Genomic DNA, 15538 nt, shown 5'->3' with positions numbered 1-15538 from the left:
TCTTCACGCAAATCCATGCTCCGAGAGGAACGCAAGATTGATGCCGCCTCTACTATCTTCCGATTCGTCGTCCTGAGCAGTTCCGTTTTGGGCCCTTCCGAATTTGAGCAAGTGCTCCACATATTTGCCCAGGACGTCGCATTCCATATTTACCGTATCGCCGGGACGTTTGAATGCAAGCCCCGTTTCGGCGAGAGTATGAGGAATTATGGATACCGAGAACCGCCCGCCCGAAGTCTGCACTACAGTAAGACTTATTCCGTCAACCGTAATCGATCCTTGGGGAATTATATATTTGAACATGGACGATTCTGCCGGTTCAATCTCATATACGACCGCATTTTGATCTTTGCGGACCCGGATAATCGTCCCTATTCCGTCCACATGCCCCTGAACAAGATGGCCGCCGAATCTTCCGCCTGCCGCCATGGCCCGTTCCAGATTGATCCGGCTACCCGGCTTCAAATCCTTGAGGTTCGTGTGGCGGTAAGTTTGCGGCATCACATCGACAGCAAAAGAAGAAGAGTCAAAGGAGGTGGCCGTCAGGCAAACTCCGTTGACGGAGATGCTGTCTCCCAGCTTCAAGCCTTCCGTTACCACGCTGGCCGAGATGCCAAGGACCATCGCTTCTCCTTTGCGGCTAACCGATTTTATTGTCCCGATCTCCTCTACTAGTCCGGTGAACATAAGCTCCCCTCCTTACTCCTAAATTTTGAGTCCTTCCTTAGTAGCGCCTGACCAGACAGGTGTTCCTTTGATGCACACATTATCCCCCATTTGCTCCACTTCCAAATCGGTTAAATGAACTGCGTCTTTCATCAGGCTGTAACCGTCAAACATAAAATTCCCGGGAGACTCGAGCCCTCCTATCAGCTTAGGGGCAAAAAACATGACAACTTGATCGGCCAATTGCTCTTGAATCAAAGAGCCGTTCAATCTCCCCCCGCCCTCTACGAGAATGGATGAAATCTCCTGCTCGCCAAGCTTTGCCATAGCCAATTTCAAATCAACCTTCGGTCCCTCGCCGCACGGAATGACCTTAATCCCCCGCTCACGCAAAGCAAGCACCTTGTCCGGGTCAGCTTTATCCGTCGTTAGAAGGACTGTCGGAGCTGCGCCGTCGTTAAGCACTCTGGCGCTTTCCGGGATCCGCAGCTGCGAGTCGACGATAATACGAACCGGTGACAGCCCCGGCACCGGAAGCCGGGTTGTCAACTGCGGATCATCAGCTATGATAGTTCCGACCCCGACCATGATGGCCTGATGCCGGTGCCGCATCGTATGGACCATCTCCCTTGCTGCTTCGTTCGAAATCCACTTGCTGTCTCCGGTTCTCGAAGCTATTTTGCCGTCCAGCGTGCTTGCGGTTTTGATCGTGACGTAAGGAAGCCCTGTTGTAATAAATTTGATAAATGCCTTGTTGAACCTAATTGCTTCTTCGCGGAGAACGCCGACATCCACCTGGATCCCATTTTCCCGCAAGCTCCGTATTCCCCGTCCCGCCACTTGCGGATTGGGATCTTCACTGGCAACGACGACCCGTGCCACTTTTTCCCGAATCAAGCGTTCGGAACAAGGCGGTGTCAACCCATGGTGACTGCATGGCTCAAGAGTTACATAAACCGTGCTGCCTTCGGCCATTTCGCCGGCCATATTAAGAGCGTGTACTTCTGCATGCGGCGTACCGCGCCTGAGATGCGTACCCAAGCCAACGACCGCGCCTTCCTTTACCACAACCGCCCCGACGACCGGATTGATGCCCGTCTGGCCTTGGGATCGTTCCGCCATTTGAATCGCCAGTCCCATATAATACTCGTCGTTGATATTGTTCAATTGAATGTCCTCCTTCCTTGCGAAAATGTAAAAAAACCCGCCGGAGCATTCCGGCAGGGTAAATTGAGAGAAATGTATGTACGCGAATAAAGCAAGCAAACGCAAATAGAAGATGTCAAAGCTGATGCATGACAAATCAAACGTCTGCCGTCCTCATAAAGCAATATTTTCCCAACGCAAATATGACATTGTGAAAACAATTACTTTAAGAACTGCTTCCTGTATTTGAACACATGGCGTGTCTAAACATTCATTGAACCCCATGCGTTCCGCGTCTCCTTCTCCCATCCAGACTATACTGTCGGTCCCGGAATCACACCGGCTCAGCCATATGCTGCTGGTTAAGCTCGCATACGGGTCACGGACTCGTGCTTGCTCCGATTCAAATCACATCCAGTAAAAGGATGCCTCGATCATCGAAGCCAGCCATCACCGTCGGTAGGGAATTTCACCCTGCCCCGAAGGAATGCTATTCAGTTAATTATTTGTTGCAACCCGAATGTTATCACTAACCCCTAAAAAAATCAAGGACATTGCTCCCGCCTCCGTCCGGGAATAAAAACTCCGTCTCTGAGCGAAAATAACTCCGACACCCGTTAATTCAATAAAAATTTCATCTACATTAGGAGGAATTCATTCGTGGCAAAACCTGATGATCGCTCTGATAATGTTGAAAAACTACAGTCCAGCATTCAAAATACGATTCAAAATTTCCGGGAAGGCCAGGATTATTTAAGTGAGCATGCCGACGAAATTTCCGGCGAAGAAAAACACCAAATAGAGGAAAAGAACGCCCGGCGCCTCGACAGCATTCGCGGGTTCCGCGAAGAGGTTAAGGACGAAGCGGCAGACCACTAACAGTTAAAGTATGCCAAAATCGTGCAATACGAAACCCCTCTGAGGAGTAATCCTTCAGAGGGGTTATTGTTGTTGATTCTATTCTATTTCAATTACGCTTCGTCCCAAACCGTAACTTCTTTCATTTTGTCGCCAGGGCGAACCTGATCGACAAGCTCCATGCCGGAAGTTACTTTGCCGAATACCGTATGGACGCCATTCAAATGCGGCTGCGGCTCGTACACGATGAAGAACTGGCTGCCGCCGGTGTCTTTGCCTGCATGAGCCATGGACAATACGCCGCGCTCGTGCTTTGTCGTGTTAGTCGACGTTTCACATTTGATGGTGTAGCCAGGGCCACCCGTACCGTTTCCGACCGGGCATCCGCCTTGAGCAACAAAGCCCGGAATAACGCGGTGGAAAGTCAAGCCGTTATAATATCCGGAATTCGCCAGCTTTTCGAAGTTGGCTACCGTTCCTGGCGCTTCTTCGGGCAGAAATTGAATTTCAACCTCTCCGCCTTTTTCCAAAACAATTTTCCCTTTTTTCATATGGGTCACTTCCTTCTTCGAATTATCATCGTATTAACTTCAGACAAACCTCTTCAAGTGTACTATGAAATGACGTCCGTAGCAAAATATGGCGCAAAAAAAAATGCAACAGCATCATCCAATCCGGCCTCCCGGCCAGTCGTATGATGCTGTTACACTTGTATTTCACAGTTCAGTTCCGTTTACTTGAACGACGGCTGCTTTGCAATCCGCTCGGGGATCACGTCGCAGGAAGTAATATCCTGTAAGCTTTCACGCTTTACGACAAGATCGCTTTGCCCGTTTTGAACGAATACGACCGCCGGACGACGGATCCGGTTGTAGTTGCTGGCCATAGCATAGTTGTACGCGCCCGTGCATGCAACGGCGAGCAAATCGCCCGAATTCACTTTAGGCAGCTCCAAATCCCAAATCAGCATATCCCCGCTTTCGCAGCATTTGCCTGCAATGGATACCGTTTCTTCGGCAGCATCCAAGCTGCGGTTCGCCAACATAGCTTCATACTTGGAGTCGTACAATGCAGGACGCGGATTATCCGTCATTCCGCCATCGACGGACACGTATTTACGAACACCCGGAATATCCTTGCTCGTTCCTACGGTATACAACGTCGTACCGGCATCTCCGACAATGCTCCGGCCCGGTTCCACCCAAATTTCAGGGAGCTGCGGATATGCGCTTGCAAATGACGATTTTACGGCATCAGTGATCGCTTTTACATAATCCGAAACCTGAAGAGGCGTGTCTTCTTCCGTATAGCGGATTCCGAATCCTCCGCCCAGGTTGATCACTTTGAATACGACATCCAGTTTTTCTTTAACTTGAAGAGCGAACTCGGCCACACGTTCTACCGCCAGTTGGAAGCCTTCCACCTCGAAAATTTGCGAACCGATGTGGGAATGCAAACCGAGCAGACGAAGATTCGAACTGCGTGAAGCCAGCTCTACCGCTTCAAATGCAGATCCGTTACCGATATCGAAACCGAATTTCGAATCCGTCTGGCCCGTAGAAATATACTCATGCGTATGAGCTTCCACTCCAGGGGTTACGCGCAGGAGAATATTAACCGAGAGTCCTTTGTCTGCGGCCAACGCCTGCAGCATATGAATTTCAGTAAAATTATCAACGACAAAACAACCAATATTGGCCTGAATCGCCATTTCAAGCTCTTCAGGAGTCTTGTTGTTCCCGTGAAAATGGATTCGCTCTGCAGGGAAGCCAGCCTCGAGGGCGGTGTACAATTCTCCCTCTGAAACGACATCGAGGGACAGTCCTTCTTCCTCGACCAGACGGCACATCGCCATCACGCAAAATGCTTTGCTGGCATAGGCCACCTGAAACGACAATCCCGAAGCACGGAACGCTTCCATATATTCACGGCATCTTTGCCGGATGAGCGCTTCATCCATGATATACAGCGGGGTGCCGTAAGTTTCTTTCAACTCGACCGTGTCGACGCCGCCGATCTCCAGATGTCCTTTAGGATTGATTTTGCTGGTACCATGTAAATACATCTATGCAGTCCTCCACTTTCAATTTTCACCAGTATATCAAACAACCCGCGAACTGAAAAATGGATTTTTTCGATTATCATTTGTGTTTTTTTCTGGACACGCCCAATTCATCTCTCACTGCGCGGCATACGGGTATTATCTCGCGTCTTGGTGAAGGACGGTCTTTGCTTCGAGGTAAGCACCGGAACCCGGATCAGAATTCCAGCCATCGCCTTTGCATTAAACGGAATAAACGGCCACAAATAAGAGGAGTTAAACGAACGTTGGGTACTGAGGAAAATAATGAACGCCGTGACTCCTCCTACAAGGCCAGGTACGCCGAATATGGCAACCAGTACCAGCATGATCAGCCTGACAACCCTATTGGCAAGTCCGAGCTCGTAGCTCGGCGTCGCAAACATCCCGATGGCGGCCACAGCCATATATAGCACGACTTCGTTCACGAACAGGCCGGTCTTAACGGCGATATCGCCTATGAGGATCGCCGCGATCAGACCCATGGCTGAGGCGAGCGGAGTCGGCGTATGTACGGCTGCCATCCGCATCAAGTCGACCCCGAATTCCACCAGTAAAAACTGGGCGATAATCGGGATTTTGGCCATTTTTTGCGGGCCGATGAAATCCAGCATCGCCGGCTTCAGCTCCGGATGGATTACCATAAGCATCCATATCGGAAGCAGAAATAAGGAGGCAAAGATTCCGAAGAAACGCACCCAGCGCAAATAGGTGCCCATGAACGGGGTTTGCCGGTTTTCCTCCGCATGCTGACATAAATCGAAGAACGTTGTCGGCAAAATCATGACGCTTGGCGAGGTGTCGACGAAGATGACGACCCGGCCCTCCATCAGATGGGAAGCGACCACATCCGGACGTTCGGAATAACGGACCAGCGGGTAGGGATTCCACCCTTTTTTCACGATCGCTTCCTCAAGCTGCTTGTCGGCCAAGGGAATACCGTCCATTTCAACGCCCTTGAGTTTCTCTCTCACAGCATCCACGAGTACCTTATCCGCAATGTCGTCAATATATGCGATACAAACATCGGTTTGACTTCGCCGTCCCACCTTCATCGCTTCGAATTTGATGCCGGGATCGCGGAGCCTTCTCCGTACAAGCGTTACATTCGTCAGCAGCGTCTCGGTAAAACCGTCACGAGCGCCACGAACAACTCTTTCCAGCGACGGTTCCTCCGGACTGCGGACCGGGTAAGAACGAGTATCCATGACAATGGCCGATTGTTCGCCTTCAATAAACAGAACACTCATGCCGATCAGCACATTGTTAACCGCCGAGCTGAGATGCTCCGTTTTTTCCACTTGAATATGCGGGATGTAAAGATCGAAGAAGGATCGAAGCGCACCTGTCGTCAGATTTTCCGGTGTCAAGTAGGTCAATCGCTTGATGATTTCCTGCATTATCGTATCTTTGGCAAATCCATTGATAAAAAAAAGACCCGTTCGTTTACCGCCAAAAGTCATTTCCCGGAAAACGACATCAAAACCTTGACCGAGGCCGACGACTTCCTCCAGCGTTTTCTTAGTCGTGGTCAAACTGCGGCTGATCTTGTCGTTCTTCTGCCAATACTGGATCGACTCCTTTACGGAATCCGATCGTTCGCCCTCCACCTTATGCCTCCGGTCCTCTTTCGCCTGATCTTCATCCTCCGGCCAGGCAAACTCTCCGGTTCCGGGCATGAATTCCGGAATATCCTGGGATTGCCCCTCCTGCCCTGTTCCACCCCGTTCGTGATCCATCATCGCTGACATACCTCCTTAACTGTATTAACGCCTGTACACGAACCATTCAAATAAAGATCCTGCTACCTTTCCGAACACCATCGCCATCAGGAGCCCGAGCAAATACTTTTGCATATGCAGTCTTTTGGCCAATATCGGCAGCACATTGAGCACTTCAGTAAGCGCGGCTGCCAGCATGCCGACGAAAATGCCATTGAACAGGCCGACCACACCGGTTCCTATCCAGGGACCGTGAATGTTCCAGTTCCAAAAATCCGCGATCGTACCGAGGAATGAGCCGCATACCATCGCTCCCTCGTACCAGTGAACCTTGTCATAGGATCTGGTGATTTGGGCCAGACGCGGAATCATGTCCAGCACGATATAAAGGGCAATCACCCCGCCTCCGACCGCAATGCCTCCCGCCAGTCCGAAGAATATAGAAAAGATCAGGGAGAGCGTTGGAGTCAATGCCTTTTCTCCTCTCCAGGCGCTTCGGACCGGCGCATTTTTTCGTATTCCTCGGCAATCACGTACTGATTCAAATTTTCCTGATAGAGATACATTTCCACTTCCAGAGGGGTAGGTTCCTCATTCCATTTTTTCTTGAACAAATGGTTAAAAAAGATGATCATCCCAAGCCCGAGCCCGACAGAATATGCCACTTGAAATAAATAAGGATGCTCGTCCCTTTCCCCGGTAATCATTTCTACGATCCGGACCTGGACCTCGGGCATGCTGACATCGGCGTGGAAATTCATGATCGTCAGACCGGCACCGAAAAACAGAAGCAGCCAGACGAGAACAAAAAGAGAGATGGAAGGCTTTTTCTCCCGGGTTATCATTTCAACGAGAACATGCGGTTCCCCCAACACTTCAACCTTCAGCGAAGGGAACTTTCGACGGATGCAAGCTATGACCTGAAGCATGTCGATGACGATCAAGTTACCGTCGCTATACTCCGGCCTGTCCATGATGAGCCCAAGGAGCTCCTTTTCATAACGGGGATCGGCCAGTATGCGCGCAATATCCCCCAACCGGACAGGTGCGCCAATCGGAAGCTTTACCTGCTTGCGCAGGCGCAGATAAACGGGAGAGATCGTCCCTTTCTCCATAATGGACACCCCTTTACTGCCGTATTGCCCATAGTATGCCAAGCCCGCCTGCGATTTACTCTTCGAGGGGCTCCGCTATATAAGCTGAACAATTGAAAAGAAGAGCACTCCGATACCTTCGGCAGTCCTCTTTGCTATTCAGAGCTATTCAATCGACAACAACTTAACTGTAAAACCTGCAGTTATATTTGTGAAATGAGCTCATTCGAGCTAAATAACTGGAAAATGTACAGTTAATTCAGCGGTTTCAGCTCGGAATGGCCTAAATCCTCTGAAATAGCTGTAGCTTTTACAGTTAAATTAGCCTAGGTAGCATTTGGAGTAAAAATAGATGTAGGACTTACAGTTAATTAAGCAGGGGGAAGGCTCCCTAAGCGAACTCTTATACGAGCTCAAGTACTCTGATAGCATAGTTTACTTGAACCGAAGGTTCTAAAGGTCCTGGGAGAATAGGATGCAGTTAAACAACGAAAAAAAGCACTGCCGATCACCTCGGCGGTGCTTTTTTTGATATTCGTGGAATTCCCGTTGCCTTATAGCGCTGCAGCTGTATCCAAAGCAACTTCCATCATCTGGTTAAAGGTAGTTTGCCGTTCTTCCGAAGTGGTCTCCTCACCGGTAAGCAAATGATCGCTAACAGTCAGAATAGTCAACGCATTGACTCCATATTTGGCGGCCAGAGTATATAGTGCGGTCGTCTCCATCTCTACGCCAAGCACGCCGTATTTCATCAGCAGTTGAGTCACGGTCGTATCGTCCCTATAGAACATGTCCGAGCTGAAAATATTCCCGACATGCAGCTTCAATCCTTTTTCCACCCCGCGGTCATAAGCCGCTTTCAATAGCGGGAAGCTCGCAATCGGAGCGAAGTCGAAGCCGCCGAACACATGACGGTTCATGCTGGAATCGGTGCAGGAAGCTTGAGCCAGAATAACGTCGCGGACATGGACATGCTCCTGCATGCCTCCGCATGTGCCGACGCGAATCAGGTTCTTCACTCCGTAATCCCGAATCAGTTCATTCGCATAAATCGAAATGGACGGAATTCCCATCCCGCTGCCTTGCACAGAGATTCTTTTTCCTTGATAGGTGCCCGTGAATCCAAGCATCCCCCGGACTTCGTTATAACAAATCACGTCGCTTAAATACGTTTCGGCAATATACTTGGCCCGGAGCGGATCCCCCGGTAAAAGAATAGTTTCTGCGATCTCGCCTGGTTTGGCTGCAATATGTACGCTCATGTTATGATCTCCTTCTGTTTTAGATGGCGAATCTACTTCTAGTATATAAGATGTCCTCTTTCCTTGCGAGTATATCCGGTCATTGACGCTGAAAAATCCCCTTCACAAACCGCCGCTTATTGCGACGATCTGCTTAAAGGGGATCCTGTAAAATTGGTGCTATTGCGCGATCTGGTCGCGAATGCTCTGCAAAATTTTCTTCTCCAGCCGCGATACCTGTACTTGCGAGATACCAAGCCGGTTGGCAACTTCGGATTGAGTCTGGTCGCGATAATACCGCAAATATACGATCAGCCTTTCCCTTTCCGATAATCCGTCGATCGCTTCATGGAGCGCCAATTTATCGAACCAGCGTTCCTGCGACTCGTCGGCGATTTGATCCATCAGCGTGATCGGATCCCCGTCATTTTCAAATACGGTCTCATGAATGGACGCCGGCGGCTTGTTCGCCTCCTGGGCAAACACGACGTCTTCCGGGGTGACTCCCAGCTCTGCGGCCACCTCCTTTACAGTAGGAAGCCGATTCAGCAGCTTAGACAGCTCGTCTTTCTTTTTGCGTACCTTGTTCGCCATTTCTTTGAGCGAGCGACTTACCTTAAGGGTACCATCGTCACGCAAAAAGCGCTGGATTTCACCGATAATCATCGGAACCGCATAGGTTGAAAATTTCACGTCATAGCTGAGATCGAACTTATCGACCGATTTCAGCAGTCCGATACATCCGATCTGAAACAAATCTTCAGGCTCGTAACCCCGGTTCATAAAACGCTGCACGACTGACCAAACCAGCCGGATGTTGCAGTTTACAAGCCGGTCTCTGGCCGCGGAATCCCCGTTCTGGCTCAGAGCAATCAACCGCTTCACTTCCGTGTCGTCCAAATACTCTCTCGAGGCTTGCTTCACTTCGGCATCCATAGCTCCAACCCCTAATTGTACAAAGCTTTCTTAGATACAATCCTCTTCTTCATCCGGATGGAAGTACCCCCGCCCATCTCGCTGGTGACATCAAATTCATCCATAAAATTCTCCATGATCGTGAAACCCATGCCGGACCGCTCCAGCTCCGGTTTCGACGTAAACAACGGCTGCTTGGCTAACTCGAGATCTTCGATCCCCCTGCCCTTGTCTTCCACCACGAGAGTCACCGTATCTCCTTCGATAGACGCGGAGATCGTAACGATACCTTCCGGATCTTCGTCATATCCATGAATAATGGAGTTGGTGACCGCTTCGGAGACCACCGTCTTCAAATCGGTGATTTCATCCATGGTCGGATCCAATTGAGACACAAAGGCAGCGACAGTCACGCGGGCGAACGATTCATTCTCCGACTTAGCGGCAAATTGCAGCGTCATGAAATTGCGGTCGGTCTGACTCATAGGGCGACCTCCAATTCCGAAAGAGCGGTGCTCTCGTTCTCGTAGACGGACATGATCTTGAACAGACCTGACATCTCAAGCAGCCGGTAGACCGGCGGATTTACCCCGCAAACGACCATACGGCCGCCCTTTTGTTTAATCAGCTTGTATCTGCCCAAAATCACTCCGATGCCCGAGCTGTCCATAAACTGCAAAGACTCGAGGCTGAGAACAAGATGGCGGCAGATCCCGCGGCCGATCTCTTCATCCAAAGTCATTCGGACATCGTCCGCCGTATGGTGATCCAGCTCTCCGACTAAACGAACTACAAGTGTTTCCCGGTGTCTTTCCATTTCCATTTTCAAATTCACGTCTGTTCACTCTCCTCCCTGACATGAACACAACAATTCTACAACCCGGTTGTGGATTCCTCCCCTGTGACAAAACTAGAAGAAAACCGCTACGAATCTACAAAAAACAAATGAGAGGCCGTTCGTTTAAACATAGTCCACCAGCCGGCCTTTTTGACGTCGGAAGCCGCCTTCAGTTCAAATTCCGTCAGCGCTTCCCCGTTCTGATAGACAACCAGCTTGCCGATAACTTGCCCCTGTTTAACCGGTGCGGCCAGTTTCTCCGGTGCTTCCAGCTTTTGCGTAATCGAACCCGGCTCGGTTCCCTTCTTGATGAGCACGCTCATCGTCTTGGAAGCAGCGAGTTCCAATTGGGAAGCTTCTCCTTTAGTCACTTTAACCTTGCCGATAATTTCGCCTGCCTTGTAGATCGGATGCAGGGCATATTGGGAAAATGCATAGTCGAACATAGCGGATACTTCGCTGTTCCGTGTCTTCGTGTTCGGTTCCCCGAGAACTACGGCTATCAACCGGAGTCCGTCCCGTTTGGCGGTTGCCGCCAGGCAAAATTTAGCCTCCGAAGTGTACCCGGTTTTCAGACCGTCCGCCCCGCTATAAAACCGGACCAGCTTATTCGTATTCACCAGCCAGAACGGTTTCTCGGATTGTTTACGGAGGTAGTCCTGATAGGAACCGGTATACTTGGTGATGCCCTCGTATTTCAGCAGCTCCCGGCTCATCATGGCAATGTCATGCGCGGACGAATAGTGATTGTCCGCCGGCAATCCGTTGCAATTGGAGAAATGGGTGTCTTTCAGCCCAAGCTCCTTCACCTTGTCGTTCATCATCTGAACGAACGCCTTTTCCGTACCGGCGATCTTCTCGGCAAGCGCGACTGAAGCATCATTGCCGGAAGCCATCGCTACGCCTTTTAACAATTCATCGACCGTCATTTCTTCGCCAGGCTCCAGAAAGATCTGCGAACCGCCCATAGAGGAGGCATATTCGCTTGCCATAACTTTGTCGGTCATCTTCAGCTTGCCCTTATCAATGGCCTCCATCGTAAGCAGCATCGTCATGATCTTGGTAATGCTGGCCGGTGGCAGCTGTTCATGACTCTTTTTCTCGTAGATTACCGTCCCCGTATCCGCATCGATTAAAACGGCGGATAGGGCGTTCCCGGCCAATGCGATCTCGTCTGCCGCGACTTCCTCATGCGGTCCTCCGTGATTGGCAAACCCGGTGGCAGGCCAAAACTGGAACGCGAGAATCAATGCTGTAAATCCAATTAACAACCGCTTTTTCAACATTAGTCCCCCTTTTCAATAAAAATCAGGATTCTGCTAACCTAGTATGGGCTAATTCTTGTCATATTATTCCTGATAGGGATCATTAAAGAGTTTAGTTGAACGAAAGGGGAGCTAGTGAGAGAAATTAAGATGGGTTCAACCGCCTATGTATAAAAATTTGCATAAAAAAAGGCGCAGGAGTAACTTCACTCCCGCACCTTTGTATCCACGAACCTGTGTTGCTTAAAGCCCCTTATTCCGCTAAAATCTCCGAACGCCTTCCGGCGTTACCAACGCAAACACTAGCGGTCTGCGAGGCACCTTGTCTTCGGATATTCCGTAAGCTTCTCTCACCTTGCTGCTCGCCTCTTCCAGCCGACTCTCGTACGGAGTATTCAAGTGAAGAACCGCCAGCACTTCGCCGACCTCGACCGGATCGCCGATTTTCTTGCGAAGCGTAAGGCCTGCCGCCAAATCGATCACCGAATCCTTGGTCTCCCTACCAGCTCCGAGGAGCATCGCCGCAATGCCGATTTCTTCAGCTTGAATCGACTCGACGAAGCCGCCTTTCTCGGCCTTCACTTCCACTTGAAGCTCGGCCTGTGGCAATAGTTCGGGGTTCTCGATTTGCGTGATATCCCCGCCTTGGGCTTCTACCAACATTTTCAGTCTGTCCAACGCAATTCCGCTGGCCAGCTTCTCCTGAAGGATCGCCCGTGCAGCTTCTTCCGTCTCTGCCTTGCCGCCAAGAACGAGCATATGGGAGGCGAGAATCAGACAAACTTCCTCCAAGTCTTTCGGCCCTTCTCCGCGCAGCGTCGCAATCGCTTCCTGAATTTCGAGCGCATTGCCGATCGCATAGCCAAGCGGCTGATCCATATCGCTGATGACAGCGATGGTGCTGCGTCCAACCTGGGTGCCGATATCGACCATAGCTTTGGCCAGCCGGATCGAATCGTCCAGCGTTTTCATGAACGCGCCGCTGCCGGTCTTGACATCAAGCACAATCGCATCCGCACCCGCAGCGATTTTCTTGCTCATGACCGAACTGGCGATCAGCGGAATTGAATCCACTGTAGCCGTTACATCGCGCAGGCCGTACAGCTTCTTGTCGGCAGGAGTCATATTTCCGCTTTGCCCGACCACGGAAAGACCGATCTCGTTCACCTGGCGGAAAAACTGCTCCTGCCCCAGTTCCACGGAGAAGCCGCTAATCGCCTCCAGCTTGTCGATCGTGCCCCCGGTATGACCGAGACCCCGGCCTGACATTTTGGCGACCGGTACCCCGGCTGCCGCCACAAGGGGACCAATGACGATCGTTGTCTTATCCCCAACACCGCCGGTCGAATGCTTATCAACCTTGATTCCATGAATGGAACTGAGGTCGATCATGTCTCCGGACGCGGCCATGGACAGCGTTAAATCGGCGGTTTCCCGGGCGCTCATCCCTTGATAGTAAACGGCCATTGCCCAGGCTGCCATTTGATAATCCGGGATTTCTCCGTTACTGTAGCCTTTGACCAGGTAACCGATCTCTTCGCCGCTTAGCTCTTGGCCGTCTCTCTTTTTGCGGATCAGATCAACTGCTCTCATCTTCATCCTCACCTCCCGTAATTACATTGCAGGAATAATCGCGAGCACCAGGCTCAGGAATTTCTCCCGGACACGGTCTGTAGTTTCCATAACTTCGTCATGGGACAGAGGCTGGTCCAAAATTCCCGACGCCATATTGCTGATGCAAGAAATTCCAAGCACCTCGAGGCCCGCATGTCTTGCAACGATAACTTCCGATACCGTCGACATGCCGACCGCGTCACCGCCTAAAGTGCGTAGCATACGGATTTCAGCCGGAGTTTCGTACGATGGGCCAAGCAACCCCACATAAACGCCTTCCTGAAGCGGAACCCCGTTCTGCTCCGCCGTTTTACGGGCCAATTCCCGCAGTCTGCGGCTATAGGCTTGCGACATGTCAGGGAAACGAGGACCCAGTTCATTATCGTTTTGTCCAATGAGCGGGCTGGTCCCCGTCAAATTAATATGATCCGAGATCAGCATGAGATCGCCCGGCTGGAAGGACGTGTTAATCCCGCCCGCTGCATTCGTAACCAACAGCGTCTGCACCCCGAGTTCTTTCATAACCCGGACTGGAAAAGCCGTCAATTCCGGGCCGTATCCTTCATACATATGGAAACGGCCTTTCATTAGAACAACTGGAGTTCCGTTTAAGGTGCCGATCATCAATTCACCGGCATGTCCCTCCACGGTGGACTGAGGGAAATAAGGGATTTCGTGGTAAGGAATGCTTGTTGCTTCTTCAATATGGTCCGCAAGCACGCCAAGCCCCGATCCGAGGATCAGCCCTACTTTTGGAGTGGTTTTCGTTTTTGAGCGGATATAATCCGCAGCTTCCCGTATCATGCCAATCGTGAGTATCGTAGTCATCGTCATCTCTCCCGTTTCTTATTTCAATAGCTGCAAAAAGCTCTTTCCGTGCTCGCTGGCATGTACGCCGAAATTATCGGCGATCGTCGCCGCCAAATCCGCATAGGTCGCTCTGACGCCAAGGCTTCCCGGTGCGGACAACCCTTTTCCGTAAACGAGCAACGGCACATATTCACGTGTATGATCGGTGCCGGAGTGCGTCGGATCATTGCCATGGTCCGCCGTAATAACGAGCAGATCGCGTTCGCCGACTTGCGCCAGCAAATCCGGAACCGAAGCGTCAAACTCCTCCAGCGCCCGCGCATAACCTTCCGGATCGCGGCGGTGCCCATACAAGGAATCAAAGTCGACAAGATTCGTAAACAGCAAGCCGTTGAACGATTCGCCCATTAGGCGAATCGTCTCGTCGATACCATGTCTGTTGCTCTTCGTCGGATAGGAAGCGGTGATGCCTTCGCCGGAGAAAATATCATTGATTTTCCCAACGGAGATCACATCCTTGTCCGCATTTTTCAAAGCGTTCAGGACAGTCGGTTCAGGCGGGCTTACCGCATAATCATGACGGTTTGGCGTCCGCTTGAAAGCTCCCCGCTCTCCGACAAAAGGCCGCGCGATGACGCGTCCAACCGAGTGCTCCGGCTCGAGCGTCAACCGGCGGGCAATTTCGCACGCCCGGTACAATTCCTCCAGCGGAATGATCTCTTCATGGGCTGCGATCTGAAACACGCTGTCTGCGGAGGTATAGACAATCCACGCTCCCGTTTTCATATGCTCTTCGCCGAGCTCGTCCAAAATTTCCGTTCCCGAAGCCGGCTTGTTTCCGATCATTTTCCGGCCCGTTTCCTGTTCAAACCGGGCAACCAGATCGCGCGGGAAACCGTTCGGATACGTTTGGAACGGAGTTTCGATCTTAAGGCCCATCAGTTCCCAATGGCCTGTCATCGTGTCCTTGCCGGACGAAACCTCAGCCATTTTCCCAAAATAGGCCGCCGGTTGCTCCGCCGGAGCAAGTCCGGGAAGTTCCGCTATATTTCCGAGGCCGAGTTTCTGCATATTGGGCAGACGAGTGCCGGGCACCTTCTCCAGAATGTGACCCAGGGTATGGGAACCCTTGTCCCCGAATTTATCAGCATCGGGCAGTTCCCCGATACCTACGCTGTCCAGCACAATCACGGTAATTTTATCGAAGCCGTTCTCATTATGCATGTCTTTCACTCCTTCAATCTTTGCTTGTTAGTTATCCCTGCTTGTCCCAAATCCATTCTCTTTCCC

General features: G+C 51.0%; 16 protein-coding genes and 1 riboswitch. Of the genes, 1 reads left to right on the top strand and 15 read right to left on the bottom strand.

The features are described 5' to 3' along the window. Positions 1–3: 3 nt before the first annotated feature. Positions 4–687: a riboflavin synthase gene (locus tag KJS57_RS05415; RefSeq protein WP_213654018.1), complete on the bottom strand. Its 684-nt coding sequence runs from the start codon at positions 685–687 to the stop codon at positions 4–6. Between the two features lie 18 nt (positions 688–705). Further along, positions 706–1833: a bifunctional diaminohydroxyphosphoribosylaminopyrimidine deaminase/5-amino-6-(5-phosphoribosylamino)uracil reductase RibD gene (ribD, locus tag KJS57_RS05410; RefSeq protein WP_213654017.1), complete on the bottom strand. Its 1128-nt coding sequence runs from the start codon at positions 1831–1833 to the stop codon at positions 706–708. A 272-nt stretch (positions 1834–2105) separates the two neighbouring features. After that, positions 2106–2303, bottom strand: a riboswitch (FMN riboswitch). Between the two features lie 169 nt (positions 2304–2472). On the opposite strand from ribD, the gene tlp reads away from it, so the two are divergent. Beyond that, positions 2473–2691, top strand: coding sequence for a small acid-soluble spore protein Tlp (gene tlp / locus KJS57_RS05405; protein ID WP_211020931.1), 219 nt, complete (start codon positions 2473–2475; stop codon positions 2689–2691). A 92-nt stretch (positions 2692–2783) separates the two neighbouring features. On the opposite strand, the gene KJS57_RS05400 is transcribed toward tlp, so the two are convergent. The 13 genes from KJS57_RS05400 to deoB form a co-directional block, all read right to left on the bottom strand. Further along, positions 2784–3221 carry a peptidylprolyl isomerase gene (locus KJS57_RS05400; RefSeq protein WP_211020932.1) on the bottom strand — a complete coding sequence of 146 codons (438 nt, stop codon included), beginning with the start codon at positions 3219–3221 and terminating at the stop codon, positions 2784–2786. Positions 3222–3403: 182 nt separating this feature from the next. After that, positions 3404–4735: a diaminopimelate decarboxylase gene (gene lysA, locus KJS57_RS05395; RefSeq protein ID WP_213654016.1), complete on the bottom strand. Its 1332-nt coding sequence runs from the start codon at positions 4733–4735 to the stop codon at positions 3404–3406. 107 nt (positions 4736–4842) lie between these two features. Beyond that, positions 4843–6489 (bottom strand): spore germination protein, encoded by a 1647-nt coding sequence (locus tag KJS57_RS05390; RefSeq protein WP_373316802.1) that lies wholly within the window; start codon positions 6487–6489, stop codon positions 4843–4845. A gap of 27 nt (positions 6490–6516) precedes the next feature. Next, positions 6517–6942: a stage V sporulation protein AB gene (locus KJS57_RS05385; protein ID WP_211020935.1), complete on the bottom strand. Its 426-nt coding sequence runs from the start codon at positions 6940–6942 to the stop codon at positions 6517–6519. Then, positions 6939–7586: a stage V sporulation protein AA gene (locus tag KJS57_RS05380; protein WP_213654014.1), complete on the bottom strand. Its 648-nt coding sequence runs from the start codon at positions 7584–7586 to the stop codon at positions 6939–6941. Before KJS57_RS05380 ends, KJS57_RS05385 begins: the two co-directional genes overlap by 4 nt. A 533-nt stretch (positions 7587–8119) precedes the next feature. Then, on the bottom strand, positions 8120–8827 hold the full coding sequence (gene deoD / locus KJS57_RS05375; RefSeq protein WP_211019549.1) for a purine-nucleoside phosphorylase: 708 nt from the start codon (positions 8825–8827) through the stop codon (positions 8120–8122). Between the two features lie 159 nt (positions 8828–8986). Next, positions 8987–9742 (bottom strand): RNA polymerase sporulation sigma factor SigF, encoded by a 756-nt coding sequence (sigF, locus tag KJS57_RS05370; protein WP_211019550.1) that lies wholly within the window; start codon positions 9740–9742, stop codon positions 8987–8989. Positions 9743–9753: 11 nt separating this feature from the next. Further along, positions 9754–10206, bottom strand: coding sequence for an anti-sigma F factor (spoIIAB, locus tag KJS57_RS05365; RefSeq protein ID WP_211019551.1), 453 nt, complete (start codon positions 10204–10206; stop codon positions 9754–9756). Beyond that, on the bottom strand, positions 10203–10556 hold the full coding sequence (spoIIAA, locus tag KJS57_RS05360) for an anti-sigma F factor antagonist (protein ID WP_211019552.1): 354 nt from the start codon (positions 10554–10556) through the stop codon (positions 10203–10205). The genes spoIIAB and spoIIAA overlap by 4 nt, the downstream gene beginning before the upstream one ends. Before the next feature lie 89 nt (positions 10557–10645). After that, positions 10646–11842, bottom strand: a complete 1197-nt coding sequence (locus tag KJS57_RS05355) for a D-alanyl-D-alanine carboxypeptidase family protein (RefSeq protein ID WP_244861404.1) — start codon at positions 11840–11842, stop codon at positions 10646–10648. Between the two features lie 243 nt (positions 11843–12085). Next, positions 12086–13417 carry a pyrimidine-nucleoside phosphorylase gene (locus KJS57_RS05350; protein ID WP_213654073.1) on the bottom strand — a complete coding sequence of 444 codons (1332 nt, stop codon included), beginning with the start codon at positions 13415–13417 and terminating at the stop codon, positions 12086–12088. Positions 13418–13438: 21 nt separating this feature from the next. Next, positions 13439–14266 (bottom strand): purine-nucleoside phosphorylase, encoded by an 828-nt coding sequence (locus KJS57_RS05345; protein WP_211019554.1) that lies wholly within the window; start codon positions 14264–14266, stop codon positions 13439–13441. Between the two features lie 18 nt (positions 14267–14284). Continuing rightward, complete coding sequence (deoB, locus tag KJS57_RS05340; RefSeq protein ID WP_213654012.1) at positions 14285–15472, bottom strand: phosphopentomutase; 1188 nt, start codon at positions 15470–15472, stop codon at positions 14285–14287. Positions 15473–15538: the final 66 nt, after the last annotated feature.

It is taken from the genome of Paenibacillus vini, assembly GCF_018403325.1.
In the GTDB taxonomy this organism is placed as follows: domain Bacteria; phylum Bacillota; class Bacilli; order Paenibacillales; family Paenibacillaceae; genus Fontibacillus; species Fontibacillus vini.
Note: the sequence above shows the minus strand (reverse complement) of the source record. Positions and strands in the feature narration are given on the sequence as shown.

Excerpts from the sequence above, each read along its gene's own strand:
- KJS57_RS05415 (WP_213654018.1), bottom strand. The coding sequence starts at position 687 with ATGTTCACCGGACTAGTAGAGGAGATCGGGACAATAAAATCGGTTAGC.
- KJS57_RS05400 (WP_211020932.1), bottom strand. The coding sequence starts at position 3,221 with ATGAAAAAAGGGAAAATTGTTTTGGAAAAAGGCGGAGAGGTTGAAATT.
- lysA (WP_213654016.1), bottom strand. The coding sequence starts at position 4,735 with ATGTATTTACATGGTACCAGCAAAATCAATCCTAAAGGACATCTGGAG.
- KJS57_RS05390 (WP_373316802.1), bottom strand. The coding sequence starts at position 6,489 with ATGGATCACGAACGGGGTGGAACAGGGCAGGAGGGGCAATCCCAGGAT.
- KJS57_RS05380 (WP_213654014.1), bottom strand. The coding sequence starts at position 7,586 with ATGGAGAAAGGGACGATCTCTCCCGTTTATCTGCGCCTGCGCAAGCAG.
- deoD (WP_211019549.1), bottom strand. The coding sequence starts at position 8,827 with ATGAGCGTACATATTGCAGCCAAACCAGGCGAGATCGCAGAAACTATT.
- sigF (WP_211019550.1), bottom strand. The coding sequence starts at position 9,742 with ATGGATGCCGAAGTGAAGCAAGCCTCGAGAGAGTATTTGGACGACACG.
- spoIIAB (WP_211019551.1), bottom strand. The coding sequence starts at position 10,206 with ATGAGTCAGACCGACCGCAATTTCATGACGCTGCAATTTGCCGCTAAG.
- KJS57_RS05350 (WP_213654073.1), bottom strand. The coding sequence starts at position 13,417 with ATGAGAGCAGTTGATCTGATCCGCAAAAAGAGAGACGGCCAAGAGCTA.
- KJS57_RS05345 (WP_211019554.1), bottom strand. The coding sequence starts at position 14,266 with ATGACTACGATACTCACGATTGGCATGATACGGGAAGCTGCGGATTAT.
- deoB (WP_213654012.1), bottom strand. The coding sequence starts at position 15,472 with ATGCATAATGAGAACGGCTTCGATAAAATTACCGTGATTGTGCTGGAC.